This window comes from Labilibaculum filiforme, from assembly GCF_002843315.1.
Lineage (GTDB): Bacteria > Bacteroidota > Bacteroidia > Bacteroidales > Marinifilaceae > Labilibaculum > Labilibaculum filiforme.
The window spans coordinates 13,303-39,572 of sequence record NZ_MVDD01000028.1; the positions used below are offsets into that span (position 1 = coordinate 13,303).

Here is a 26,270-nt window from a genome sequence, read left to right on the forward strand (position 1 = left end):
ACGGATTTTAACTTTTTTTGTACTCGCTTATTTGTAATCATTCCACATAAATTAGCCAAGTCTTTTTGACTTGTGTAAGGGTAATTAATGGATGAAAAAATCGAATACATAAATTAAGAATGAGATCACACAAAGTTATTGAAATAAGAAATCTAACTTCTTCCACTTATGTAATAAGGATGGAAAAAAATGATTTTACATTTACTACAGGGCAATACATAACCCTTGGATTTACAGGAAGTATTGATCGAAGAGAATACTCTATTTATAGTTCTGAAAACGATGATTTTCTAGAGGTATTAATTAAAGAAGTGGAAAGTGGTTTAGTTTCAAAAAAACTAAAGCGATGTAAATCCGGCGATTATTTAGATGTGGACGGTCCTTTTGGACATTTCTCCTTAGAAGAGTCCGAAATTGATAAAAAGAAATTTCTTTTTATCGCAACTGGTACAGGAATATCTCCTATTCATAGTTTTGCTAAAACACATCCCGAAATGAACTATCAGATACTTCATGGTGTTCGAATTGAGGAAGAGGCTTATGAAAAGCAAACGTATCCAAATGGAAAATATATTTTATGTACTTCTAGAGAAAAAACAGGAGATTATCATGGTAGAGTTACCGATTATTTATTAAAAAATCCGATTCCCTCCGATACCGTTTGCTATTTATGTGGCAATTGTCACATGATTTATGAAGCTTACGATATACTAGAAAAACAAGGAATTACACTAGGTCCTATTCATACAGAAGTTTACTTTTAAGAAAAATAAAAATGAAATATCATCTTGTATCATTAGGTTGTCAAATGAACGCTTCTGATGGAGAAAGAGTTCGTTCGGTAATCGAAAACATGGGCTACCAATGGACAGATAAAGAGGAAGAAGCTAATTTAATCGGAATTTTAGCTTGTTCTGTTCGTCAAAAAGCAATCGACAAAGTTTATTCTAAAATTCATAAATGGAATTTGTGGAAAAATAAACGAAATCTAATCACCTTTGTTTCTGGTTGTATTCTTCCATCGGATTTGGATAAATTTCTCAAGTTATTCGATGTAATTTTTCAGATGAAGGACTTGCCTAAGTTGCCAGAAATGATTCAGCAGTACGGCGTAACTACCCCTATAGGACTGCAACAAGGTTTTGATGCTCACAATGATAATATTTCCGAATTTTGGCATGTAAAACCCAATTACACCTCAGAATTTGAGGCATTTATCCCTATTCAGAATGGTTGTGATAAATTTTGTTCTTTTTGTGCGGTTCCCTACACCCGCGGGCGTGAGGTTTCTCGCCCTTCCGATGAAATTGTTGAAGAAGTTAAAAGTTTAGTTGAAAATGGATTCAAGTCGATTACGTTACTTGGACAAAATGTGAATTCTTATGGATTGGATAAAAAAGGAGAAGAAATAGATTTTCCGGAACTCTTACGTAGAATTGGAGACTTAGGAAATCAATTGAAGAATGAATTTTGGGTTTACTTTACTTCTCCGCATCCGAGGGATATGACTGACGAAGTAATTGAAGTAATTGCACAATATAAATGTCTTGCTAAACAAATTCACCTGCCTGTTCAATCGGGTGATGACAAGGTTCTAATTCATATGAATCGGAAGCATGGAATGGAAAAATACCGACAAATTGTACATACAATTAAACGTTTAATTCCAGAAGCAACCTTATTTACGGATATTATTGTTGGTTTTACAGGAGAAAATGACGAACAATTTGAGAATACGAGAAAAGCAATGAGTGAATTTGAATACAATATGGCGTATATTGCAATGTATTCGCCTCGACCAGGGGCACTTAGTCATCGTTGGTTTGATGATATTAGTCTTGACGTAAAAAAAGAACGACATCGAATTTTAACTCAGGAATTAAAAATTCATTCTAAAAAGTACAATGCTTCTATGGTAAATAAAACTTTTCGTTTGTTAGTGAAAGGTGTGGCAAAACACGAAGGATACCTTGCCGGATTAACAGAAGGACGTATTAATGTTCGATTTTTATCTGAAAATAAGAATTTAATTGGACAATTTGTAGATATAAAAATTACATCAGCCGCCGATTTTTCAGTAGAAGGCGAACTGATTACAATAAAAGAAAGTGTAGCGTGAAGAAAGTGGCGTTTAAAACCTTAGGGTGTAGATTAAATCAATACGAAACAGATGCCTTAGCATCTCAATTTCAGGATAAAGGTTATAAATTGGTTCAATTCGACGAAGCAGCTGATGTTTATGTAATTAACTCATGTACAGTAACGCATCAAAGCGATCACAAGTCGAGAAACTTTATTAACCAAGCCAACAGAAGAAATAAGGATTCTGTTTTAGTAGTTACAGGTTGCATGGCCAATAATGCTAAGGAAGAGCTGGAAAATAGAGAAGAAATTAACTATGTGGTTGAAAATGATCAAAAAACTTCTGTTTTTTCTTTAGTGGATGCACATTTTAAAGGAGAAATTGTTCATCCATCGAAACTAAATACCGACTTGTTTTCCTACGGAGCTACAGATAAGGGCTTTCATACACGAAGTATGATTAAAATACAAGATGGTTGTGATAATTTTTGTACGTTTTGTATCATTCCTTCCGTTCGGGGAAGAGCAGCAAGTAGACCAATTCAGGATATTTTAAAAAATATTCGTGATGTAATTTCGCAAGGAGCCAAAGAAATAGTAATTACTGGTGTGAATATTGGCAGATATGATTTTGAAGGATATAAGTTTGATGATTTAATTGAACAAATTCTTGATCTTGATGGTGATTTTAGGCTTCGAATCTCCTCGATTGAACCAGATGGTTTTGGAGCTAAATTCCTTGGACTTTTAAATCATCCAAAAATGACACCGCATTTACACTTGTGTTTACAAAGTGGATCTGAATCTGTTTTGCTTCAAATGAGAAGGATGTATACAGTAAAAAGATTTAAAGAAATTGTACAGGTTATAAGAGCTAAAAATCCCGACTTTAATATTACAAGCGATATAATAATTGGTTTCCCTGATGAAAGTGAGGAGGATTTTTCTGCAACTTGTGATGTAATTAAAGAATTAAATTTCGGACATGTTCATACTTTTAAATATTCCGTTCGGAAAGGAACAAGAGCTGAACGAATGCCTAATCAGATTGATGAAAGAATAAAAACGAATAGAAGTGAAATTCTAAGAGATTTATCGGAGGAAACAAAGCTTAATTACCGAAAAAGCTTTATTGGCTACTATCAATCTGTATTAGTTGAAAAAATAGATGGAGAAATTGCTGGTGGTTATGGAGAACATTATATTCCAGTTCAATTCACTGGTAAAGAGATACAAAAAAATCATTTCTACCAGGTGAAAATTACTGGGATTGAAAATGGATCGGATCCTATTTTAATAGGTGAATTGGTATAATTAAAAAAAATACTACTTAAAAATGAACTGTACCCCAAAAGTTGGACATAACTTTTGGGGTGTTTTTTATTGTATCATTCTTAGTGAAATACCAATATTGGAATGTGAGTATTTATAAATAGTTTTCTAGACATTTGACCAAAAAATAAACGCTCTAATAAATTGTGTTTTCTTGCTAAAATCGCAATCATACCTATATCATTTTTTTGTACGAATGTCTCAATTCCTTTCATTTTTTCCTCAAATTGTATAATTGAACAGTTAACATTTGAATCTCCTAAAGTTCGATGTAAATATTTTTTTAAGACCTCCATTTGGTGTTGTCCCATCACATTATCATCTTCCACATCATCAAAATGAACACAATGGATTTTCATATCATATGGTTTTGTAATAAATTTAAGATTTGCAATCGATTTAAAATCAGCCTTGTCGAAATTAGTAGCATACATGATATTATTAATACACTCAAGGTCAACCGGTTCCCCTTGATCCGATAAGATAAGAACTGGTACCTCGCAGTCTTCAATAACATTAGAAACAACACTCCCCAAAAGATTTGTAGTTCCGGCAGTCTCCCCACGGCTGCCCATAATTATTAAATCTGGTTGGTAACTATTACAAATATTTAATATTTCAGAAGAAGCTGTTCCCCCACTCAACTTATAATCCACCTCTATTCCATCAAATTTTTCGAGTTCCAATTTGTTACGCATATCGTAATATAATTCCTTTAACCTAGCTTTGGCATTCTTTTCAACTTCCGAAAGTACTTCAACCACCGTAGCATTATAGGTATAACTATCGGAAAAAGGAACCGTTTCGATAGCTGCCCCGAAATAGGTATGAAATAGTAAAATATCAGCATTGAATTTTTTTGCAATACTCATTGCATACTCACACAATCGGGGCGAAAAATCAGAGAAATCTACAGGTACTAAAATACGGTTTACCTCTATTTTTTGTTGTGGAAATTCCTTTTCGAAATCTTCTTGTGCATAACTTAATTCTAATTCCTCTATTATTTTTAACGCCTTAGCCAAATTCTGTGCATTTATCCTTAATTTTACACCACCCCCAATAGCCGATTGAATTAAATTAAGATTCTTCAGAAAGCATTGCACTCCTTCTGATTCTAATCGAGTTTTAAGCAACTGTGCTCTGGAGTAGCTATAAGTTGCTAATGTTATCATCCTGTCCTTCATAGCTGTGAGTTTTGTTAATCCTTATTATAAGATACAAAAAAAAAGTTAAAGCCAATAGGAGTATTTTATGGATATGAAAATGTTGTTTAAAATAGGATTATAAGAATAATATCTGTGTTAAATCGTAATAAATCTTTAGCATTCTTGAAATATCAAAAAAGAATCGTTAATTTTGCGGCTCAATAAAAAACAGTTACTTATTAAGTAATTAATTAAACAATTAAAGTTATGTTGAATCATTATGAAACCGTTTTCATTGTAACTCCCGTTTTATCTGAGGCTCAGGTAAAGGAGGCGGTAGAAAAATTTAAAGCCCTTATCATCGAGAATGGTGGTGAGATGGTTAATGAGGAGAACTGGGGACTGCGCAAGCTGGCTTATCCAATTCAAAAGAAAAGCACTGGTTTTTACCAATTGCTTCAATTTGATGCTCCAGGCGACGTTATCGAGAAATTGGAATTGAATTACAGACGTGATGAAAGAGTCATCCGTTTCTTAACTTTCAAACTTGATAAGTATGCTTTTGAGTATTCAATCAAACGAAAAGGAAAACTTAAATCTAAAGAGGAGAAGTAAGCTATGGCACAGAATCAATCAGAAATCAGATATTTGACACCTCCGTCAGTAGAGATTAAAAAGAAAAAGTATTGTCGTTTCAAGAAAAACAAGATTAAATTCATCGATTATAAAGATCCTGAATTTTTGAAAAAGTTTTTGAACGAACAAGGAAAAATTTTACCTCGTCGTATCACCGGTACTTCTTTGAAATATCAAAGAAAGGTAGCTACAGCTGTTAAACGTGCTCGTCACATTGCATTGCTGCCATACGTAACTGACATGATGAAATAATCTTTAAACTGGAGGAAACGAAATGGAAGTAATCTTAAAACAAGATATTCATAGTTTAGGATATATGAATGACATCGTAGTTGTAAAAAACGGTTACGGTAGAAATTATTTAATTCCTAAAGGAATAGCTATTTTGGCAACAGAATCGGCTAAGAAAATGAATGCTGAAAATATGAGACAAAGAGCTCATAAAGAAGAAAAAATCAAAAACGAAGCTTTAGAAGTTGCTAAAAAACTTGAAGGTGTTACCTTAAGTGTAGGTGCTAAAACTAGTACTACTGGTAAAATTTTCGGTTCTGTTAACAATATTCAAATTGCTGAGGCATTAATTGCTCAAGGATTCGAAATTGACAGAAAAGTGATTGTAATTAAGGATGCAGTTAAAGAGATCGGTAAATATACCGCAACCATTAAACTTCATAAAGAAGTTAAGGTTGATATCGAATTTGACGTTATTTCTGAATAATCGCTTCGATAAATAATTAATTTAAGTTTATAACAGACAAACTTAAATCTTTTCAAACAAACAGATTAAGACCACTCCGATTAACGCTTGGAGTGGTTTTTTTATTCCTTAGGTTTTCCAAAGTCCTGAGTCCAATAATTTTCTATTCGCCCCACTCCCATCTCTGTAAAATTCGGATTCATTATATTGGCACAATGTCCTTGACTAGTTAACCATGCATTTATCACATTTTCTTCGGTCGAGTAACCTAGTGCAATATTTTCTCCTGCGTTATTGTAATTGTAGCCCGCAGCATTCAATCGATCAACAAATTTGTCACCATTAAAGGAAGTATGGCTAAAAAAGTCATTATCCTTCATATCTTTACTATGCTTAAGTGCTGCAGCCTCCAACGTACTGTTCCAAGTAACCGCGCCAACCGGAGGATAGTAGGTAGTTTCGCAAGTGGTTCCAGAAGCTCTTACTTCATTTACCATATCCAATAGTTTTTGAATATCGATATTGTTTGTATCGATAGGATCGTCAAAGTTTGTATCAATGTTATCGTCAAAATCAATATCGTTTTGCGAACACGAGCCAAAAATGCCTATAAATAACAAGCAGGCAAAATAAAACGTTTTACTCATATAAAATAATTTGAAAGACTAAGAATGTAAATTAAGTTTGAATTTAGTACTCCGAAAGATAGATATTTTCTATATTTCATGGTGATTAAACGCTAAATTTAGATGGATATTATAAATTGTTAGAATAATGCAATTTATTATTTTCAACTTAAAGGATTATGTGTAATTTTAACTACTAATTACACATAGAAAGCTACCAAATTCTGTTTATGAGGATATTTTATACCATATTACTTTTATTTTCGATTGCCTTTTCTTCTTTCGGACAAAGAGAAAATACCTATCTGCCTTCAAAGAGAAATTTTAGGATTAAGTACGTTTCGTACGATTCAAAAGACCGAAAACAATATTCAGAAGTTTGGCAATTAGTTGGAAAATCGAAGTCTGATGGATTAATTCAATATAATATCGAATCGGAAATTACAACTAAAAAGCACAGTATTTTTTATCAGTATTTCCGATTGGTTAGTAATGATTCCATTTTTTTTATTGGATCGGAACGATATATGGATCCTATCAAATTGGATTCCTATCAAAGGATGGTAATAAAAATATCATCGGATAGTGTAGCTATTCCTATAAAACCAAAAATCGGACAAATGTTACCAGAGTCCTGTTGCGAAGCTAGTATATTAAGAGGAACAGGCTCAGTATTGATGTCGATGACTGTTTTACTTGTGAATAGAAAGGTAGATGCTGTTGAAACAATTAAAACGCCAGCTGGAAGTTTTACTTGTTTTAAAATTTCCTCGGAGAAACTTACTTTCGGAGGAATTTCGAAGAGTAAGACAAAGTTATTTGAATGGTATGCGGTTAATGTAGGATTGGTTCGTATGGAAGAACGTCATTTAAAAGGGAAAATAATTTCGTATAAGGTATTGGAATCTTTGGCAGAAGATTTTTTACTCCCTTAAGCTTCTGTATTCTTGACTCTAATCTCATTTAGTGTACCATCTATTCAATTCCCTCCGAAATAAATTCAAAATCATGTCTTAATGCTAAGATTATTGATATATTTTTGAATTTTCGATTTTGAAAGTTTACTATGAATAAGAAAGCTCAATTTTTGATTGCTGCACCTTCCAGCGGTTCAGGAAAAACAACTATAACTCAAGGTTTACTTCGTTATCTAAAAAATAGCGGACTTAATGTACAACCATTCAAGTGTGGTCCAGATTATTTAGATACCAAACATCATGCTTGGGCGGCTGGAAATGTTTCTATTAATCTAGACACTTTTATGAGTAGCAAAACTCATGTTAAGGATATTTACAATAAATATTCTGATAGGGCAGCTATTTCGGTTGTTGAAGGCGTAATGGGCTTATTTGATGGAGCAAAAAAAATGGAAGGCAGTTCGGCCCAAATTGCTGAATTATTAGATATTCCAATTATACTTGTAGTAAACGCGAAAGCAACCGCTTATTCTGTTGCGCCCCTATTATTTGGATTTAAAAATTTTTATCCAGGAATTAAAATAGCGGGAGTAATTTTCAACTTTGTAGGTAGCGAATCTCATTATCAGTTTTTAAAAGATGCTTGTGAAGATGTTGGAGTAAGTCCTTTAGGTTATGTACCTAAAAATGAAAAACTTCATTTGCCTTCGAGGCACCTTGGTTTACAGGTTTCAGATGTAAGTCAGTACGATTCTATTATTGAAGAAATAGCAAAACACATCGCCAAAACGGTTGATATTGACAAACTAATAGAAATAACAACGATTCCATTTAAGGAATCACAAATAAAGAGCGTTAACACAAAAGGGAAGCTTAAAATTTCCGTTGCGCGGGATGAAGCTTTTAACTTTACGTATCATGAAAATTTAGCTGCTCTCGAAAATTTAGGAGTTGTTACATTTTTTTCTCCCCTTAAGGATAAACAATTGCCACCAACCGATTTGCTATATTTTGCTGGTGGTTATCCTGAACTTTATTTGGAGGAATTAAGTTCAAATAAATCAATGAAAAATTCGGTTAAAGAATTTTGCTCAAATGGCGGTCGTACTCTAGCCGAATGTGGTGGCATGATGTATTTATGCGATAGTATAATTGATTCTGATTCCAATGAATTCCCTATGGTTGGCTTTTTGCACCAAAAAACAAGTATGGAGAATATGAAATTACGTTTGGGGTACCGTAAGGTACACATCGATGAAGCTATTTTTTATGGACATGAATTTCATTATTCACATATTAAAAATCCGCTTAAGAATTTAGCTATTGGAGAAATATATTCGGCAAGAGATAAAAAAATGGATACCTATCTGTTCAGAAAAAATAATACAATAGCCTCGTACATTCATTTTTATTGGGGAGAAAAAAACATTATGGATTTACTGTTTTGAATTTTTTAATGCAAATATGACCATACTAACTTGACAGCCTGTCCGTAATAACTGTTTCCAAACAAATTTAGATGATTAAGAACATGATATAAAAGATAGATATTCTCTCTATAATCATATCCTTGCGGGAGGGGCTTCTTTTTTTGATAGGAAGTATAAAAATCATCTCCAAAACCTCCAAATAGTTTAGTCATGGCCAAGTCGGCTTCCCGATGTCCATAATAAACTGCAGGATCAATTAAACAGGGATTCGAATCTTGATCACAAATAAAATTACCATTCCATAAATCGCCGTGCAATAAAGTTGGTTTCTCCTCACTTCCTTCTAATATTTCTTCTATTCGCCCTTCTAGAACCAGGAATCCATTCTTTAATTCATTCCCAACCAAACCCTTACTTTCGGCGAGTTTATATTGGTATAGTAATCGCTTGTTATAGTAAAAATCGCACCAACTATCTAGTTCAGTATTTACAGCAATATTTAATTGAGGTGTGGCTCCTACATAGTTATCTTCCTTAAATCCATATTTCCCTGCATTTATTTTATGTAAAGAAGCTATTTGTTTCCCAAAACGACTAAAAAAATCTTTATCTTTTTTACCCTCTTCAATAAACTCAAGCAATAATATATCGGTATCTACGTGTAAAACTTCTGGAACCCTTATACAGCCACTTTTCCGTATTTCCTTTAAACCGTTGGCTTCTTTAAAAAACATATTGTTGAAATAAGGTTCCGTTTTTAAAAAAGCATAATGACCATTCTCAAACCTAATTTGATTAGTTGTAGCAATACTCCCACCAGACACTGGTTTGAAACCAGTAATTTTGTTACCAATTAAATCTTCAATTCTAGAAAAAAAACTCTCAATTCTCATGTTAATTCTTTAAGTAAATTTTCGCAGGCATCTTCGATTATATCGAGTACTAATTCAAATCCTTCATCGCCGCCATAATAGGGATCGGGAACCGATTGGTAATTTGAATAACGAGAACAATAGTTAGTAATTAATTTTATCTTATTTAAATCGGCTTTATTTCTGGCTAAAGCTTTAAGTTCTTTTACATTTTGCTGATCCATTCCAAATATTAGATCGAACTTATCAAAATCAATTTCCGCATCAAATTTCCTTGCCAAACTCGTTAAATTATAATTTCGTTGTAAAGCATGTTTTCTCATTCTTTCATCCGCTTTATTGCCAGTGTGCCACCCAGCTGTACCTGCCGAATCACACTCAAACTTATCATTAAGTTGATTCGTTTTTATATATCCATTCATCACTGCTTCGGCACTTGGAGATCGGCAAATATTCCCCAAACAAACAAAAAGTAATCTCTTCTTCATTCCTATTTATTTTAAATCCTTTAATTAAAGTATGAATAAGAATCCTAAAATGAAAATTTCCTCTATCAATAAAAGAAAAAACTAAAGGAGTTTATTAATTAACTTATTCTATACTTATGTATTTTAGACCATGAAGTTACATTGTAATTTATTAGTTACATCGCTTATAGTAGTCACATTAATAATCTCATAATTAGCACTTAAAATGCCATTTGAGTGATTATGTATTTTGTATTGCGAAAAACTATCAGTATCCTAAAAATATTAATTTATTTACTTTATATAATAAAAGATACAAAATTGATCTATTGTTGCAATACAAAAAAATAAATAACATTCTATTAACAGAAAAATTAAGACCCATAACTCCTAATTAATATTTTTTTTATAAGTTTGTATTACAAAACTTCTAGATGGAAAGAGAACTATTGCACAACTCATATAATACTAAAATCCGAATCTCTTCGGATGTATTGGTTATGCGTACCATTGATTCTCAATCTCCAATTTATTCCCAAAAATCTTATTCTATGCACTATCACAACAATCAGATATGTTGTTGCTGTTATTGTTTGGGTTATTGTTGTTGCTAACAAAAGTTAAGCCACTACATAATAAAAAAATATTTCACTAAGAATTCTTCGATTTCATAAGTATTCTATATGTGTTTTTATCACGTTCTAAATCAAGAAAATAATGTCCTATTTGTCTAAAGTAATGGAAGAATTACAAGCTTCCAGAGAAAATTCAGAATTCGACATGCCAGGTAGGGATTTAGCCCACCGGTTTGTTGAGGAAGCAATGAATTCTCTATTTCCTATTAATGCACGTCGATCTAATAGTTGCTACGAACAAGAGTCTTTACTATATCAATTAGAATCTTTATTAAGATTGTTGCTACTGCCAGTAAAGAAAGAATTAGCAGTTCCTTTGGAAAAAATAACTCACGATTTTATGAAAACTTTGCCTAAAGTTTATCGTGATTTATTAATGGATGCGGAGGCAATTCAAAAATTTGACCCTGCGGCCCGAAACATTGGTGAAGTAATTATCGCCTACCCTGGTTTTTTTGCAATTATGGTTTATCGATTAAGTAATGTACTTTATCTTTTAGATGTGCCTATCATTCCACGTTTAATGAGTGAATATGCACATACTAAGACAGGAATTGATATTCATCCAGGGGCAACTATTGGCGAATCTTTTTTTATTGATCATGGAACTGGTGTTGTTATTGGCGAATCTGCAATCATTAAAAATAATGTAAAAATTTATCAGGGAGTAACACTTGGAGCATTACAAGTAAAAAAGAGCTTGGCAAAGAAAAAAAGACATCCTACCGTTGAAGATAATGTCATAATTTACTCAAACACAACAATTCTGGGTGGTGACACAGTAATTGGTAGGAATAGCATTATAGGTGGTAACGTTTGGTTAACATCAAGTGTAGAATCCGATAGTATTGTATATCACAAGCATGAAACTAAGGTAAGAACAAACCTTGATGAAAGTAAAATCATAAATTTTCAAATATAAATACGAATAGTATGAAATTAGATAACATTTTAGAAGGAATTGGTAATACGCCCGTAGTAAAATTAAATAAGGTTTTTGGGAAGAATTCTAATGTTTGGATGAAATTGGAAAGATCAAATCCGGGAGGAAGTATTAAAGATAGAATAGCATTATCAATGGTTGAGACTGCTGAAAAAAATGGATCTCTCACTAAAGGATCTGTAATTATAGAACCTACTTCGGGTAATACAGGGGTTGGTTTGGCTATGGTTGCAGCTGTGAAAGGATACAAAATTATTCTAGTAATGCCTGAATCCATGTCGGTTGAAAGAAGAAGTTTAATGGCGGCGTATGGTGCTGAATTTGTTCTTACACCAAGAGAGCTTGGTATGAAAGGTGCCATCCAAAAAGCAGAAGAGTTACTTGCTAGCAATGAAAAATCATGGATGCCTTCCCAATTTGATAATGAGGCAAATACTGAGATTCATAGAACTACCACAGCAAAAGAAATTATTGCTGATTTCCCTAATGGTATAGACTATTTGATTACTGGTGTTGGAACAGGTGGTCATATTAGTGGAGTAGCTGAAATTTTAAAAGTGAAATTTCCAAAACTGAAGGTTTTTGCAGTAGAACCAGAAGCTTCCCCAGTAATTGCAGGAGGTGCGCCTGGTCCTCACCCCTTACAGGGGATTGGTGCTGGTTTTATCCCAAAAAATTTGAATACAAAAATTTTAGATGGTAGTATTTCGGTTGGAAAAGAAGCCGCTTATTCAAAAGTAAAAGAATTGGCTGTATCAGAAGGAATTTTGGCAGGAATTTCAACAGGAGCTTCGCTTGCTGCGATAGAAAAAAAGCTTGCTGAAGTTGAAGAAGGCGTTACAGTACTTACATTCAACTATGACACAGGAGAAAGATACCTATCGGTTGATGGTTTGTTTTAAACATACAAAAAGCCCTCAAGTTTGGGGGCTTTTTAAGTTTATTTTACCTTTCTCGTTAATTTTATTTTCTAGTCCCTTTTTTTGTTTTAATTACAACTACCCCATTGGCTCCTCGCGATCCATACATTCCAGATTCACCAGGACTTAATATTTTAATACTTTTGATAGTTGATGTTGCCAAATCGGAAAGTGAACTAAAATCTAAAATCATGCCATCAATTTCAATTAAAGCTTCGTTTGGGCCATTTAAAGATCGTCTACCTCGAATTATAACTCCATTATATTCTACACTTACCCCTGGATATTTATCCGTAATAATTTGCACTGCATTCGTATAACGAGAGTAATCAGGATTATTTTTTGAATATTGTATAGCTGCAAGGAGTTGTTTTGGATCCTTAATGTGTCCGGATTCAACAGCTAACTTTCGATATTTTTTTGAATTTTTTATTTGAAGGATTACCTTATTAGAAATAGAATCCCCTATTAAATCTTGACTATTAGCAACAAATCCATTTGCGCTTACATTAACTTTTTCGTTTGATTCTCCTTCGAAACTAAAATACCCTTCCGAATCACTTTTTACAATTTGTTTTGAGCTGAATACGGTTATTTCGGCATTGATTACTGGGATACTGTCAAAAACAAGTACCTGACCGAGGTAGCTTGTCTTTTGGCTATAAGCGGATGAAAAAAGAGATGAAAATAGAATTAATAATCCGTAAACAATTAGGTTTTTCATTTTCTGATAATTTTGATTCGCTACAGAAATCTGCACTGGTTTATTATAAGACTAATTTAATTTGAAATACGAATCCCCATAACCGTAATATCATCCAATTGCTCTGTACCATTCATCCATTTCTCCATTGTATTTTCTAAAATGGTTTTCTGAACCATCATAGGTTTTTGATGGATATCTAATAATACATTTCTAAATTGACGCGTAGTAAATTTACGATCATTTTCACCTCCAAACTGATCTGGATATCCATCTGTGTATAAGTACAACATATCATCTGAATGCAAAGCAATTTTATGATTAGTAAAGTCGACATTGTTTTGATGATAAATTCCAATCGGCATTCGATCAGCCTTTAGTACAATTATTTTATTGTTACGTATTAATAAAAGAGAATTAAAAGCTCCTGAAAAAGTTAAGCTATTTTTATCATGGTCAATCACTATTAATGAAATATCCATCCCATCACTTGGTGTGGTATCTTCATGACTTTGGCGAAGCGATATGATAATATTTTTTCGTAATTGATTTAAAATTTCATTTGCCTCTGTTATTTGTTTATGATTTACTATTTCATTAAGAAGAGTAACCCCTAACATACTCATAAAAGCTCCAGGAACACCATGACCTGTACAATCAGCTAATGCAACTATTGTTTTATTATCTACTTTCGTTAACCAATAAAAATCACCACTAACAATAGCTTTTGGTTTATTTATTATAAAACTATCCTTTAAAACTTTCTCTAAATATTTGGTTGGGGGAATAACTGCTGCCTGAATTTTACTTGCATATTTAATACTATCAGTAATGTCTTCATTCGCACTTTTAATAAGATCTCTTTGTTTTTCAATTTCTTCTTTTTGTTTTACTACTTCGATGGTTCTTTTCCTTACCTTCTCTTCCAAAATTCGATTTTCCCGCTTCAATTTTTTCTCTCTATTTTTAATGTAGAGGACAATAGAAATAATAGTAAGAAAGAAAAGAGCTAAATAGAACCAAGCCTGTTTCCAAAATGGTGTTTTAATATAAATATTAATATTTACAGGAAATTCACTAGTAATACCATCTCCATTGGCTGCCTCTAATATAAACTTATAACTACCATCATTTAAACCATTAAAAGTAACCTCACTAATTGCTGAGAAGTCGGTCCATTTTTCGTCATATCCTTCGAGCATATAACGATACTCCACCAATTTTGGCTCCTTAAAATTAATCCCAACAAATTCGATTTTAAGTTTATACCTTCCAGGTGGCAATACCACTTTTGCACTTACAGGTACAGATTCATCGTTAATTTTAATGGATTTAATTTTGAGTACAGGAGGAGAAGTCTTCAGCTTCTCAAGAGATGGAGTGAATTTTAAAATTCCTTGATTCATTCCAAACCAAAGGTTATCATTTTTTTCCCTAAATGCTGAATTTACCTGAAATTCGGCACTCTTACTTATACCAATATTCTCTTGAAGGAGTTTTATTTCATAATTTGACACCTCGATTCGACTCAATCCTCCGCGATGTGCTATCCACATTCTATTTTGATGATCGGGAGTTAAAGAATAGCAATAATCAGATAAAAGACCTTCATTGGAGGTTAAATTAATAATAGAATCATCTTGATAAACAAAAACACCGTTTCCTAAGGTTCCCACCCAAATATTTCCTTTAGAATCTTCTGCAATAGAACGGATATTTATAAAAGAATTTGCTGCAGATAAATTAAACTTTGCTATTTCATTATTTTCAATAAAAGCAATAGAATTACTTAAGGTTGACAGCCAAATTCGATTTTTAGAATCTATTAGTATATGGTTTACACAATTGTGTGGCAAGCCACCATTACTCATTGTATACCAATTAAATATATTTGTTGATAAGCTGTATCTACAAGCTCCTTTTTTGGTTGCAATCCATATGTAATCCTTATTTCCTGTTATAGAATTTATTGAATTCTCTAATATTCCATTGGCAATAAATTGACGAGCCAACTTATCCTCTTGAATATTCAATCGATAAACACCATTTTTTTCTGTACCAATCCATAAGTCATTTTCATTTCTAGGATACAAAGCAGTTATTTTATCGAAAGGTAAACCTCGGTAACTATCAAAAAGACGGAGGTCTTTGTGGTTTAAGATATTTCTTCGTATTAAACCTTTCTCGGAACCAAACCATTCGTATTTTGTATCGATAGAAATTGCAGATATTTCAGTGCCATATAGTTCTTCTTGCGGGGAATAAAAGGTGTAAGCTGGATCAATTAAACGCGCTAAGCCTTTTCCGTAAACACTTAGCCATATATTTCCTTCAGAATCTTCAAAAACGAGTTTAATATTGTCGCTTTGAAGGCCATTTTTTGAATTGAAGGTTTTATCTAAATGAAAACCGGATGCATCTTTCACCAGTTTATGAACTCCTTCGCCAAATGTAGAGATCCATAAGTTGCAATTATTATCCTCGAAAATATCTTGAATCCCTTCCATTTTTATCGCAGAACTCTCCCCTATATTTGTGGTATTAAACCCTTCTTTTGTAAGTTCTAAATAATAAATATTGTTAGTGCCACTTAAAATAAAGAAGCCTTTTCCATCTCTACTTTTACAAATACGATTAATTCTATTTTGATTAAGTTCAGTAATCTCCTTAATAATCTCAATTTGATTGTTTTCGTTTATTTTGCAGTGCTTTAACCCATCAATAGCTCCTACTAAAAGTTCATTTGAATTAACAAACTCAAATGAAAAAACAGGAAATGCGCCATCCGAAAAAATAACAGGTTCAATTTTTTCATCTTTACCGATATAGAGTAATCCCTCGTTTTGATTGGAAAACCAAATAGTTCCTGAATTATGCAAATGAATATTGGTTACACTACTTTTTGTGGTAGTAGTAGGAATAAATTTGTGAAAACCATTCTTACTTTTGAAACTTAAATTTCCATTCATATGTCCAAACCATTCCCCTTTAGGACTATTTAAATTGCAGGTTATAAAATTTCCAGCAAGAGAATCAGACGTATCGAAAAGGGTGAAATTGATTCCATCAAAGCTTGCCAATCCATCTCCGGTTCCAATCCATAGATAGCCTTCTGAACTTTGACTTATCGTGTACACATAAGCTTGGGGAAGACCTTGCTCGACCCCATAAGTAATAAATTTATTATCTTGAGCTTTAAGCGTTTCCTGAAATAGGAAGAGTAAAGTTAAGGATAATAAGATTTGTAATATAAACTTTTGTGTTTTTTTCATTCAGCTTACTTAACAATAAAACAACTTAACGAGAAATAGTGTTTACTTCTTTTTCGGGAGCATTTAACTAAACTTAATTCCCGGCAGGCAAAGTAAAATAAAAATACGAGCCTTCCCCTGGAACCGATTCTACACCTATTTTTCCTCCTAGTAAACTCACCATGCTTTTTGAAATGGCTAAACCTAATCCTGCCCCACGGTATAATTTTTTCCAATTATCCCGACTCTCCTTCCTAAACCGTTCAAATATTACTTCCTTTTGATCTGGAAATATCCCTATACCCGTATCTTTCACAAAAAACTTAACTATTCCGTTTTTATGATATACAATTCCAAAATCAATGGAACCATTTTCAGTAAATTTTATAGCATTTCCAATTAAATTAGATAGAATTTGTTTCAATCGCAATGGATCTGATTGAATAATTAAATTGGTATCTTTTTCAAGATAGTTAAGAACAACATTTTCTAGTTTTAATTCGGATAATTTCTTTACATGAACAGTATATAATTCGGTTAATATTTCATGCAAATTACATTCCTGAATTTTAATTTTAAGTTGTCCTGCTTCAATACTTGAAACATCCATAATATCATCAATTAATGATAATAAATCATTAGTATTCGATCTTAGAATTGATATATATTTGCTTTTGGAAACTGGATTTATATCTGGTTCTTGCAACATTCCCGAAAATCCAATAATAGCATTTAAAGGCGTTCTTATTTCATGAGACATGTTGGATAAAAAGGCCGTTTTAAGTCGATCGGATTCTTCGGCTTTCTCTTTCGCCAAGATTAACTCTTTCTCGGTTCTTTTTCTTTCTTTTATTACTTCTTCTTTAGCTATTACTTCTCGAGTTTTATCGTCTAAATTTTTAATTAAATTCCGTTGAATTCTTTTTAAATTTTTCTCGCGTAGTATAACTGTGATATAAATTGCAACCATTAGGCTTATAAAACTTACGATTTGAAACCATGTTTTTTGCCACAAAGGGTATTTAATTTTTATTTTAAAGTTTAAAGGCTCTACCGATTTTATTCCATTACTATTGGTAGCATTTAACTGGAAATTATAGGTCCCCGAACCTAATTGCTTGTACTCAGCTACCCGTTTATTATCGGGGTTCGACCATTCTTGTTCGTACCCATTTAACACGTATTGATATTTAATAAGCTCCGGTTCATTTAAGTTAATTCCTTTAAAACCAATCTGAATTTTATAATGCCCCGAAGGCAAAACTAGGTTTTTATTAATCGGATATTCATCTCCATTTACACGTAAGGATGAAATTTCTAAGTTTGGTGGAACCACATTAGCTACTTCTTTTGAAATAGCATAAGTGTAAATTCCTTGATTAGATCCAAATAATAAGGTATTTTCTTCACCAATGGCTGTAGCATTCTTATTAAACTCAATGGAAGAATTTATGCCCGCATTTTTTTGAAATGTTTTCACATGATAATCAGAAAGTCGAATTTGACTAATCCCACCTCTATGAGTAGCCCAAACATGATTTTCATCCCGATTTAAGGAGTAACAATAGTCAGACAATAAACCATGCTGATAATTGATATTCATTATTGAATCCTTATTCAACACATATACGCCATTTCCCTGAGTTCCCACCCAAATTAGTCCATTATGATCTTCTAAAACAGAGGAGATATTGAGAAGACTATTTCGGTTTGCTAAACGAATATTGGTTAATTCGTCGTTCTGAATATAGGATAATGTATTACTAAGTGTTCCTACCCAAATTCTGCCTTTATGATCTTTTATAAGATGATTAACAGAATTATGCGGAAGTCCTTCTTCCTGCATTGTATACCACTTTTTTTCATCGGAAGTAACTTTATATCTGCAAAGTCCTTTTTGGGTGGCAATCCAAACATATTGTTTTTCGCTTACTATCGCATTAATCGATTTCTCTAAATTTCCAAGACGCAGGAATTGAGGCTTAATTTTTTCTGTTGCGTAATTGAGGCGGTAAATTCCCGATTTTTCAGTTCCAATCCATAGCTCTTTATCATTCCAATCTGCAAGAGCTGTAATTTTTTCATTTTCTAAAATACCATTCACATCATAGGCTTGTAGAACCTTATTTGTTTTTGAATCAACTTTTAAAAGCTCTGTTCCGGTTCCAATCCATTTTATATCATTTTTAATACAGATGGAATGAATACTATTACTATATCTATCTTCATTGAAATTTATGAATGAATTTGCTGATGATACCAAGCGACTTATACCACCTCCGTATTTTCCTATCCAAACATTTCCTGCTCTGTCTTCGAAAATAGACTTTATAGAATTCGTTTGAAGGCCATTGTCTTTATTGTACTTTTCAATTACTGGAAATTCTATATTTGTAGAAATATAAAGCTTACAAACTCCACTTTCTAAAGAGCTTATCCATAAATTTCCATTTTTATCTTCGCATAGTGTTTGTGCTCTTAAAAAATCATAATTAGTGGCTATTTTATCTACTTCATACTGGTCAGAATCTAGTTTTATTTGATATAAACCATCATTTTCAGTTAGAATATAGAAAATATCACTTACTTGAGATTTTACGATATCAACTATTTTATTCGTAGGAATTTCATCAATATCATTCGTTACTTCTATTCTTTTGTTTGTAGTTATCTTACACAATTTAACCCCTTCAGATGTTCCAACCAGTAATCTGTTCTCGTCAACAAACTTAAAGGTGAAAACAGGTTGCTCGAAAGAATTCTGATACAAATTTTCTTTTGAAGATTCACTTTTTAATTTTACGAAACCTTTATTTTGACTCGCAATCCAAATATTCTCATTACAATCTAACTCAATATCAACGATACTGCTTGTTTCATTTATAAAATATCTAAAAGTAGCTCCATCATAAAAACTCACACGTCCATTTAAGTGGCCAAACCATAATCCTGTTTTAGTTTTAAGACTGCAGGTTATAAAATCACCACCAAGTGAATCTTGTTCGGTATAATTTCTAAATGTATATCCATCATACTTTGATAAACCATTTCCGGTACCAATCCACAAATTCCCTTTCGAATCTTGCAGGATATTATACACATAGGCCTGCGCTAATCCATCGTCTACATTATAGTTAATAAATCTGTTTTCTTGTGAAAAGGAGAAAATAGGGCTTATTAGAAAAAGTAGCGCTAAAAGTTGGATCAAAATTGTATTCTGTTTCATTCAGATTATTATTAATTCTTCTTTTTACCAATAGCTTTCATTCTAATTTTTGGAGTATAAACAGGAACGCCTCCAATGGGTATTGAAAAGAAAGGTAAAGCTTCTCCGTACTGATTTTTAATAGATATAACCACATTATTATTTTTCACTAGTGCGTTACGACGTTTAATAAATTGAATTTCCAGGGAGGAGTTTTGCTCGCGCTCGCTAATTGGAAATTTATTTCTTATCCACTGATTCTCAGTCGATAAATCACAAAGCATTCCATTTTTTGCAATCGAATTAATTCTAATATAACCATCGTTATCCCAATCAAAATTCGTTACTTCAACTGAAATAGTTCTATCATCTGCAAACGGATAAATTTGTGAAATATCATTCATATCATTCGAAAGGCGAAAAGTATATTCATAAGTGAAAATATTTCCCCCTTCCACCTCTTTGTTTTCCTGAGCATTGGTACTTAAGAAAAAGCGATAAAGATTCCCATCATCACCAGATTTTCCTGTAACAATTACTTTAAAAACACGGCCTCCAAATTTTTCTATCATTTCACCTTCGAAAGGGTTAAACGGACCAAAAGTATACCAATCGTTATCGTACTTATGGTCGTTATCAAAATTCTTCGAATTCAAAAGGTTCCCGCTATCAAATTTACCTATTGGATCAATATTCTGGGCATCTTCATTTGACCAACACTCGAATCCTCCGTAAACAGAGAAATTGACTGTTGTATTATATTCTCCCTTTTGTTCATCATTCATCCCTCCAATTTCAGGGTCATATACTCGAATATAGACAGGTTCGGTATGAGTTTCCGGAATTAGGAAAAAATAAACTTGACAAAAATCATCATCTCCCCAAGATGTTTCGGCATCGGCTCCAAAAGTAACCAGATATGGTATATTTTCTTCCACCGCCGGAACAGCCTGAGCATTTACCATGGCGTTATTTAAAAACGTTAGGTATATTATAAAACAAAAGATGAATGTTTTAAATTTTGTCATTTTTGTTAAGATTTTAAATTTACTTATTCCTTTATTACTTTGAATTCCAGCCTATTCATATCGCCTTTCATTCCAGCCTCTTCAAATGTTGTTTCGTATACCGCAGTTCGTAATCGTACTGTATCAACTCCGCGTTCAACAAGATAATCAGCAATTAGTTGAGTTGCTTTTCCTGCAATATCAAAATTACCACTATTTGCTTTACTTATATGTACTCCTATTTTAAGTTCAATTAATGGATTGGTTAAAAGGATTTTTAATAAACGATTTAGAATTGGTGTTGCTGAATCAGACATTGTTTGCGTTTCCGCTTCGATATAAGAACATTGAAATTGGGAGGAAAGAGCTTGCAATTCTTTTTCAATTAAATGCATTTTAGCATTGCTTTTCCTCCTTGAATTTAAATGACTTTTTAATGCTAATGCCTTTGCAGGATTACTATTTAGATCGTGTTCAAAATCTTCATACATTTCTTCGTACTCCTTAGCAAATTGTTTTTCTTTCTCGAAAGATTCGAAAAAGACTAAACTAAAAGCTTTCATTGTGCTAATTCCGTTAGAGGGAAGCTGTACAAGTTTTGATTTCCTAAAACTTGTCTCATTAATTTGTTGTTGCCCAATAAAGCTTTCTCCTGTCGATGAAATGTTTCTTTGTAGATTTGAATCTTCTAAATTCATTGGTATTAAGGCTGTTGGATTATCATTAATTGTAATTGTTTTCTCAACACATATTTTTTTGCGACATCCCAAACTATCTTTTTCACTTAAAATACCTAAAATTACCTTATAGTCTCCTTCCCTATTGTAATAATGATTTACATCGATTCCTTCATCGAGGAAACCATCTCCAAAATCCCAATAATAGTTCGCGATATCAACAGTAGGAAGATTTGTTTTAGAAGCTTCAAATTTTATTGGATGCATAGATAACGATTCATCTACACAACTAATATAGGCTTGTTCAAAATCGAGAAGTTCAAATTCATACTTTGTTTGTTGCAGAAATACTTCTCCTGTTCGCTTATCGATAATATTTAATTCTACCTCGTAGTTTCCTGGTCCCTCGTAACAATGTTCGGCCTCTTTGCCTTTTATTTTCATACCATCACCAAATACCCATTCGTAATAAGTGTTTAGCGTATCTAGGGGAGTATAATATTCATCGTAAAACAGAAAACAATATTGATTCTCTTTTAAAGTGTCGCAATTGGAAAACTGTGGAAACTTGGTTCGAAATTCATAAATGTCATCGTTTCCCTTTCTATTACTAGAAAAATAACCACTTTCAAAATTGCAATCGGTGATTAATCCAAAATCATCAAATTCAGAATTAATGGGAGCTTTAATAGGAAGTATTTTTTGCCACTTCCCATTCTTTTTAATGCTCGAAAATATATCTAAACCACCTAAACCTTTATGTCCATTAGATGCAAAAAATAATTCTCCTGAAGCTGAAATAAATGGAAAGCTTTCATTCCCTTTCGTATTAATTTCATTCCCTAAATTTATTGGTTTACTCCAAGTATTATTAACTTTTTCGCACATGTAAATATCCAAGCCACCAAATCCACCTGACATATCAGAAACAAAAAACAATTGTGAGCCATCTTTGCTTAAAGAAGGCATTGTAATATGATGATTCTTACTATTGTATTCAAAAGCTTTGGGTTCATTCCAAACAGTTCCAATTAAATGGGAAGTGAATATACCCAATTTGTTTCTATCATCTTTAGTATCTCTTTTTTTGCTATTTACTTCATTATTTCGCGAAAATAGGATGATAGAATCATTAGCTCCAAAACACGCAGGACCATCATTAAAATTTGTCATTAATTCTACAGACAGAATAGCTGGAGCTTTTCCTAAACTATCTCCTTGGATTGGAACATAGAACATATTGAACAATTCTTTATCTTCTGGAGTTGAGAAGGTTACAAAAAGATCTGTTCTTCTGTTTGAACAAAATACCAATCCTTCTTTATAGTATGCAGAGGAATACTCATCATCTTTTTCGGAAGAAAATGGGGCCTGTTTCACCTCATAATTATCTGCTTGTCCACTTGCAAAAAAAGTAGAAAACAGAATGGATAGAACTAGGAGTATCGTAGTAAAAAATCTATTCATATTTTGCGTTCTTATTTTTTTTATAGGTTTCTAGGACTGTTAACCTTAATTGTATATTTGAAATCATACCGAATCATTAATTCATGAGAACCAATCTTATATTTGCTTAATTTACTTGAATTAAAATCGGCTGCATATCCTAATTGAAACTGCTTGTTTAATTGAATTCGAAACATTCCTTTAAAAAGTTTCTGCTCACTATTATAAGCAGTCCCAATGGAATATTTTTCCATATAAACAAGTTCGCCCATCAGAATCATATCTAATTTATCTTCTTTTTGATATTTAAACATTGCTGATGGAATCAACTGTAAATTCTGTTGCAGATCGAATACATAATCTCCACTAATTATATAATTGTATTTTGAAAAATCATTTCGAACTTCGTATTTATCTCTTGTTGATCGATAAGTATAAGAAAGCATATAGGGGATGGAAAAGCCTATATGATACTTTTTGGAGGAATAATACACACCCATACTAACTTCGGGAATTAAATAGGTTGGAGAATTATTCTGAATCAGCTCATCACTAGTATCATTAGCCTGCAATTCTGTCCAAGCGGTATTCATCATGAAAAATCCACCACCTAATCCTAGTGCCAAATTACCTTTTCTCATTTTTATTTTGAAAGAGTAATTCCCAATTACACTTGTTTCATTACTTACTCCTATTTCATTATTGATTATGGAGATTCCTAATCCCATATTTTGCTTTCGCATTGGAGAATGAGCAGAGAATGATAATGTTTTTGGTGCTCCTTGAAAGCCAACCCATTGATTCCGGTATAACATAGTAGCACTTAAAGCATCTCCACTTCCAGCCATGGCTGGGTTTAAAGCTATTGGATTAAAAATATACTGGTTCGTAAATTGGGTGTTCTGCCCAAATAGAAACAGAGGAACAAGAAGCCAAAATGTAATAATAATTATTGTTCTCATTCTATCTTTTTAAAACAATACAGCCTTTAAAAACTTTGTTAGTTTTTAATTTTAGCACATAAAAATATGTATCTGGTATTAATTCATTTCCATTCCGATCCAGTCCATACCAATTGTTATTATAATTTGAATCGGTAAATATTTCTATTCCATTTCGATTAAAAATGGTTAAGTGAACTTCCTCTAAACTTTCAGTTCCTCTAATAACGAAAAATTCATTTTTCCCATCTCCATTAGGGGTTATAACCGACGGAATAAATAAGTTATCCACACTTAATTTTACATCATCATAATCGCTACAGAATTGATTTGTTTCTGTCCAGCGAAGAATATTTTCACCTAAGCCCAACTGATCTACACTGGTAGTTGCTGTAAATTCATCATATAAATTGGCAGATCCACTTAATACGGTCCATTGTCCAGTTCCTGTAGTAGATAGAACAGCATTTAACTCTACTTTTTCCGCAAATTCCATTTTTATATCTGTTCCAGCATTTGCAATTGGTTGTTCCTGAAAAGTGATTTCAACAATATCACTATCGGAACAATTACCACTTGTTTCGGTCCACATAATTTGATAAGTATCGTAAGTATCCACTTTAATTAATGCATTAGGAGAATTAGAATTCGGTATGAATTGAACATTACCAACTCCTGATATTTTTTTCCAAACTCCTAGTCCCACACTTGGATTTGCTTCAAGGGAATACTCCAAACCACATTGTTCTGCACTATAACCAGCATTAGCTAGCGGTTGTTCGTAAAAATTTACGATTATTTCATCACTACTGAAACAAGTTCCATTATTTTCTGTCCATCGAAATGAATACGTACCATAACTATCAACTGTAAGTTCGCAATTCGATGAAATGGAATTTGGTATGAAACTTACATTTCCTGGTCCTGAAACTTTGGTCCAAATACCATCACCAAAACTAGGAATAGCCTCCACAGTATAGGTTAAACCACATACATTTCCACTTGAACGCGTATTGGCAATTGGTTGTTCGTAAAAGTTAACATCAATTATTTTCGAATCCGTACAGTTTCCATTTGTTTCCGACCATAAATATTGATAAGATCCATAAGCATTAACGGATACAGTAGCTTTAGGAGAGCTATTGTTAGGGAAAAAAGTAGATATTCCTGATCCTGAAACTTGTGTCCACTTTCCAGAGCCTGCACTTGGAATTGCACTAAATGTAAAATTTAAATCACATTCATCTCCACCAACACCAGCGTTAGCTATAGGTTGCTGATAAAAATTAACTATAATTTCATCATAATCTGTACAGTATCCATTTACCTCAGTCCATCTTAATTTATAAGAACCATAAGTATCTGTTGTAACAATTGCATTGGGAGCATTCTCATTAGGCGAAAAAGTAAGATTTCCAGAACCAGAAATTTTAGTCCAAGTGCCTATTCCAAAACTTTCTCTTGCTAACAGATTATAGTCAAAATCACACTCATCACCTCCAACTCCTGCATCTGCCAGTGGTTGTTGATAAAAACTAACACTTATAGTATCGCTATCTGTACAAGCATCATTAACTTCTGTCCATGCAAACTGATAAGTATCGTAAACATCAACAGTTACTGCAGCATTTGGAGTATTGGCGTTTGGATTAAAAACAGCATTACCCAATCCACTTATTTTTGTCCAGGTACCAATTCCAATACTTGTTGTTGCTGATAACGTAAAATCAAGATCACATTCGCTACCTCCTATTCCAGCATTTGCAGAAGGTCCAGCAGTAAAAGTGATATTTATATCATCACTAGCTGAAGAACAGGAAGGATTTTCAACTGTTTTGGTTAGCGTAATAACTCCTGATTCTCCAATTCCAAAATTATAAGTTGGGTTATCAATGCTGGTATCATTAAAGGTTCCAGTACCACTGGTACTCCAAACTATATTACCATTACTGGATGTGCTACCTGTAACCGTATAACTACTACTTCCACAGATAGTTTCATCTTCTCCTGCATAAGAAATAGGAGATTGATTATAGTTAACAGTTATATTATCTGAACTTACACAGGCTCCATTAGTAATGGTCCATTGATACACATATGTTCCATAAGTACTTGTAGTTACGGTAGTATTTCCGGATGTACTCATGCTAAAAATACTTGAACTTGGACCAGATATTTGTGACCAAGAACCGTTCCCGATAGTTGGAGTATAATACCCTAAGAAAATTAGACCAGGAGCTTAATTGAAAAATAATGTAAATTAAACTCATGGAAAAAATGAAAAGAACACGTCGTAAATTTAGCTCAACATTTAAAGCAAAAGTTGCAATAGAAG

General features: G+C 32.8%; 21 protein-coding genes. 10 read left to right on the forward strand and 11 right to left on the reverse strand.

The features are described 5' to 3' along the window. Positions 1 to 119: 119 nt before the first annotated feature. From BZG02_RS19725 to mtaB, 3 genes are read left to right on the forward strand one after another with little or no spacing between them, the layout of a single operon-like run. A complete protein-coding gene (locus BZG02_RS19725) occupies positions 120 to 764 on the forward strand; it encodes a ferredoxin--NADP reductase (RefSeq protein ID WP_101263472.1) in 645 nt (214 codons plus the stop codon). 11 nt (positions 765 to 775) lie between these two features. Further along, positions 776 to 2,119: a tRNA (N6-isopentenyl adenosine(37)-C2)-methylthiotransferase MiaB gene (miaB, locus tag BZG02_RS19730; RefSeq protein ID WP_101263473.1), complete on the forward strand. Its 1,344-nt coding sequence runs from the start codon at positions 776 to 778 to the stop codon at positions 2,117 to 2,119. Continuing rightward, positions 2,116 to 3,396: a tRNA (N(6)-L-threonylcarbamoyladenosine(37)-C(2))-methylthiotransferase MtaB gene (gene mtaB, locus BZG02_RS19735; protein ID WP_245868145.1), complete on the forward strand. Its 1,281-nt coding sequence runs from the start codon at positions 2,116 to 2,118 to the stop codon at positions 3,394 to 3,396. Before miaB ends, mtaB begins: the two co-directional genes overlap by 4 nt. Before the next feature lie 80 nt (positions 3,397 to 3,476). Here the strand turns inward: mtaB and BZG02_RS19740 are convergent, their stop codons facing one another. Continuing rightward, positions 3,477 to 4,601, reverse strand: a complete 1,125-nt coding sequence (locus tag BZG02_RS19740; protein WP_101263475.1) for a universal stress protein — start codon at positions 4,599 to 4,601, stop codon at positions 3,477 to 3,479. A 228-nt stretch (positions 4,602 to 4,829) separates the two neighbouring features. On the opposite strand from BZG02_RS19740, the gene rpsF reads away from it, so the two are divergent. From rpsF to rplI, 3 genes are read left to right on the forward strand one after another with little or no spacing between them, the layout of a single operon-like run. Beyond that, a complete protein-coding gene (gene rpsF / locus BZG02_RS19745; RefSeq protein WP_218972309.1) occupies positions 4,830 to 5,177 on the forward strand; it encodes a 30S ribosomal protein S6 in 348 nt (115 codons plus the stop codon). Positions 5,178 to 5,180: 3 nt separating this feature from the next. Continuing rightward, positions 5,181 to 5,450: a 30S ribosomal protein S18 gene (gene rpsR, locus BZG02_RS19750; protein ID WP_101263476.1), complete on the forward strand. Its 270-nt coding sequence runs from the start codon at positions 5,181 to 5,183 to the stop codon at positions 5,448 to 5,450. A gap of 22 nt (positions 5,451 to 5,472) precedes the next feature. Continuing rightward, complete coding sequence (gene rplI / locus BZG02_RS19755; protein ID WP_101263477.1) at positions 5,473 to 5,916, forward strand: 50S ribosomal protein L9; 444 nt, start codon at positions 5,473 to 5,475, stop codon at positions 5,914 to 5,916. Positions 5,917 to 6,017: 101 nt separating this feature from the next. Here rplI and BZG02_RS19760 read toward each other — a convergent pair whose 3' ends face one another. Next, positions 6,018 to 6,542, reverse strand: coding sequence for a CAP domain-containing protein (locus tag BZG02_RS19760; RefSeq protein ID WP_101263478.1), 525 nt, complete (start codon positions 6,540 to 6,542; stop codon positions 6,018 to 6,020). A 209-nt stretch (positions 6,543 to 6,751) separates the two neighbouring features. Between BZG02_RS19760 and BZG02_RS19765 the strand changes: the two genes are divergently transcribed. Beyond that, entirely contained in the window at positions 6,752 to 7,456 is a 705-nt protein-coding gene (locus BZG02_RS19765) for a TapB family protein (RefSeq protein ID WP_101263479.1), read from the forward strand. Between the two features lie 131 nt (positions 7,457 to 7,587). Next, entirely contained in the window at positions 7,588 to 8,886 is a 1,299-nt protein-coding gene (locus BZG02_RS19770; RefSeq protein WP_101263480.1) for a cobyrinic acid a,c-diamide synthase CobB, read from the forward strand. A 5-nt stretch (positions 8,887 to 8,891) separates the two neighbouring features. Here the strand turns inward: BZG02_RS19770 and BZG02_RS19775 are convergent, their stop codons facing one another. Both BZG02_RS19775 and BZG02_RS19780 read right to left on the reverse strand, forming a co-directional pair. Further along, positions 8,892 to 9,761, reverse strand: a complete 870-nt coding sequence (locus BZG02_RS19775; protein WP_101263481.1) for a fructosamine kinase family protein — start codon at positions 9,759 to 9,761, stop codon at positions 8,892 to 8,894. Continuing rightward, entirely contained in the window at positions 9,758 to 10,228 is a 471-nt protein-coding gene (locus tag BZG02_RS19780) for a low molecular weight protein-tyrosine-phosphatase (protein WP_101263482.1), read from the reverse strand. Before BZG02_RS19780 ends, BZG02_RS19775 begins: the two co-directional genes overlap by 4 nt. Before the next feature lie 696 nt (positions 10,229 to 10,924). Between BZG02_RS19780 and epsC the strand changes: the two genes are divergently transcribed. Both epsC and cysK read left to right on the forward strand, forming a co-directional pair. Further along, positions 10,925 to 11,764, forward strand: a complete 840-nt coding sequence (epsC, locus tag BZG02_RS19785) for a serine O-acetyltransferase EpsC (protein ID WP_101263483.1) — start codon at positions 10,925 to 10,927, stop codon at positions 11,762 to 11,764. A gap of 11 nt (positions 11,765 to 11,775) precedes the next feature. Further along, positions 11,776 to 12,687, forward strand: a complete 912-nt coding sequence (cysK, locus tag BZG02_RS19790; protein ID WP_101263484.1) for a cysteine synthase A — start codon at positions 11,776 to 11,778, stop codon at positions 12,685 to 12,687. 61 nt (positions 12,688 to 12,748) lie between these two features. On the opposite strand, the gene BZG02_RS19795 is transcribed toward cysK, so the two are convergent. The 7 genes from BZG02_RS19795 to BZG02_RS19825 all read right to left on the reverse strand — a co-directional run bounded on the left by BZG02_RS19795 (position 12,749) and on the right by BZG02_RS19825 (position 26,081). After that, a complete protein-coding gene (locus BZG02_RS19795) occupies positions 12,749 to 13,429 on the reverse strand; it encodes a TonB-dependent receptor plug domain-containing protein (protein WP_101263485.1) in 681 nt (226 codons plus the stop codon). 56 nt (positions 13,430 to 13,485) lie between these two features. Further along, positions 13,486 to 16,680, reverse strand: coding sequence for a ligand-binding sensor domain-containing protein (locus tag BZG02_RS19800; RefSeq protein WP_101263486.1), 3,195 nt, complete (start codon positions 16,678 to 16,680; stop codon positions 13,486 to 13,488). A gap of 73 nt (positions 16,681 to 16,753) precedes the next feature. Next, entirely contained in the window at positions 16,754 to 19,885 is a 3,132-nt protein-coding gene (locus tag BZG02_RS19805) for a sensor histidine kinase (protein WP_101263487.1), read from the reverse strand. 11 nt (positions 19,886 to 19,896) lie between these two features. Further along, on the reverse strand, positions 19,897 to 20,892 hold the full coding sequence (locus BZG02_RS19810) for a hypothetical protein (protein WP_101263488.1): 996 nt from the start codon (positions 20,890 to 20,892) through the stop codon (positions 19,897 to 19,899). Between the two features lie 23 nt (positions 20,893 to 20,915). After that, complete coding sequence (locus tag BZG02_RS19815; RefSeq protein ID WP_101263489.1) at positions 20,916 to 23,015, reverse strand: PKD domain-containing protein; 2,100 nt, start codon at positions 23,013 to 23,015, stop codon at positions 20,916 to 20,918. Between the two features lie 20 nt (positions 23,016 to 23,035). Continuing rightward, the gene (locus BZG02_RS19820; RefSeq protein WP_101263490.1) at positions 23,036 to 23,956 is read right to left on the reverse strand and encodes a PorP/SprF family type IX secretion system membrane protein; all 921 of its coding nucleotides are present in this window, start codon (positions 23,954 to 23,956) and stop codon (positions 23,036 to 23,038) included. Between the two features lies 1 nt (position 23,957). Then, positions 23,958 to 26,081: a T9SS type B sorting domain-containing protein gene (locus tag BZG02_RS19825; RefSeq protein WP_101263491.1), complete on the reverse strand. Its 2,124-nt coding sequence runs from the start codon at positions 26,079 to 26,081 to the stop codon at positions 23,958 to 23,960. Positions 26,082 to 26,270 lie beyond the last annotated feature (189 nt).